Annotated in this window: 3 protein-coding genes; all 3 read right to left on the bottom strand. The window is 62.2% G+C overall.

All coding sequences use genetic code 11. From position 1 onward, the window contains the following. Nucleotides 1-552, bottom strand: a 552-nt coding sequence (locus tag AC1D1X_RS22385) for a phosphotransferase (RefSeq protein ID WP_477699231.1), incomplete at its 3' end; no start/stop codon positions are given. A gap of 21 nt (nucleotides 553-573) precedes the next feature. After that, nucleotides 574-1,299: a Crp/Fnr family transcriptional regulator gene (locus AC1D1X_RS22380; protein WP_477699230.1), complete on the bottom strand. Its 726-nt coding sequence runs from the start codon at nucleotides 1,297-1,299 to the stop codon at nucleotides 574-576. Nucleotides 1,300-1,438: 139 nt separating this feature from the next. Beyond that, nucleotides 1,439-1,750, bottom strand: a 312-nt coding sequence (locus AC1D1X_RS22375; RefSeq protein ID WP_477699229.1) for an enoyl-CoA hydratase-related protein, incomplete at its 5' end; no start/stop codon positions are given.

Below are 1,750 nucleotides of genomic sequence, written 5' to 3'. Positions count from 1 at the left end.
GTACTGCTTGCTCCAGCGGCCGATCTGGCGTTCAAAGTAGTTGCCGGGCTTGCCGTAGTCGGCCAGGCCCCGCTCGGTAAACTTCACCTTGTGCAGTGCGGCGACCACGCGGTTCATCTCGTTGTAGATATCCCCGCGCTGGGCGCTGGTCATGCCGGGAAGTGACTGGTCCCATAGCACGCGGCCTTCGACGAATTCCATTACATAGAAAGCGCGGCCGATCACGGATTCGTCCTCGCAGAGGCAATACATCCTGGGTACCGGCACGTCGGTGCCGTGCAGCCCCTGCATGACCTTGAATTCGCGCTCCACCGCATGGGCCGACGGCAGCAATTTGGCCACCGGTCCCGGCTTGGCGCGCATCACATAAGAAGCGGTGGGTGTGATCAACTTGTACGTCGGGTTGGACTGGCCGCCCTTGAAGATTTCCGCGGTCAGCGGGCCCTGGAAGCCAGGCAGGTGCTTGTCGAGATAAGCGGCAAGGGCTTCGAGATCAAAAGCGTGCGCACCCGAAACAGCCCGTGTACCGACAAAGTGATCGAAATTGCTCATGCTCAAACGTGTTGTCTCTGTTTATTTGTCAATTTCAGCTTCAGAGATGCGCATCAGGGTTGTGCGGTTGCGCACCACCAGGCCTCCCGGCTCGATCCGGATGGCTTCTTCGCGCTCCATGGATTTGAGCTCCTGGTTGACGCGCTGGCGCGAGGCGCCCAGCAGTTGCGCCAATTCCTCTTGTGCCAGCTGCAGGCCGATTCGCACCTCGCCGCTGTCCGCCAGGCTGGGCACACCGTAGCTGCGCACCAGGTGCAGCAGCTGCTTGGCCAGCCGCGCCCGCAAGGGCAGGGTGTYGAGGTCTTCCACCAGACCGAAGAGCTGCCGTATGCGCCGTGCATGCAGGCGCAACAGGGCCTCGTAGAGTTCGACATGCTGGCTCAGGATCTTGCGCAGATCGGCGCGCGAGACACACAGCAAGGTGGTCTCGCCATGGGCATAGGAGTCGTGGGTACGCCGCTCTCCGTCGAAGATCGCCACATCGCCGACCCAAAGGCCGGGCTCCACATAGGTCAGCGTGACCTGCTTGCCCGAAATCGAGGTCGAGCTGACACGAATGGCCCCACGTGCGCAAGAGATCCATTCCTCGGGCACGTCGCCGCGCGCGCTGATGAGTTCGCCGTCTTTGTAGCGTTTGACGTAGGCGCATCGGAGTATGTCGTGCCTCAGGGATGGGGACAGGGATGAAAACCAGCGGCCATTGTTAATGGCCTCTCGTTCCTCTATCGTAAGAATGGGATCGTCCATGGTCTGTCTTTTGAGTGACTAACAAGACGACCATTGTCGCTTGAGGGACCCGCCCGGCGCCAGTGGGCTGTCGCATGGGTGTCGCCCGGCCGGAGGCCTGGATTGTCGGTTGGGCAGCCCGCGACTGGCTGCCTGCCGCCTAGCGGTAGTGCGGCGTGCGCTTGTTCAGGAAGGCGTCTATGCCTTCACCCGCGTTGGCGTCGTGCAGGTTGCGCACGAAGTGATCACGTTCGTGGGTGAGCTGCTCGGTCAGCGTGCTGCCGGCTGCGTCGTTGATGAGTTCCTTGATGCTGGCCAGCGCATTGGGCGCGCGCGCATTCAGGTTTTCGGCCAGTTCAAGCGCTTGGGCCAAGGCCTCACCCGGGGCCGCAACGCGGTTCACCAGGCCAAAATCGTGCAGTCGGCGCGCGCCTATGCGTTCGCCGGCCATCAGCAATTCGCTGGCCAGCGC

The sequence above is a fragment of the Polaromonas sp. P1_G4 genome, assembly GCF_056405475.1.
Note: the sequence above shows the minus strand (reverse complement) of the source record. Positions and strands in the feature narration are given on the sequence as shown.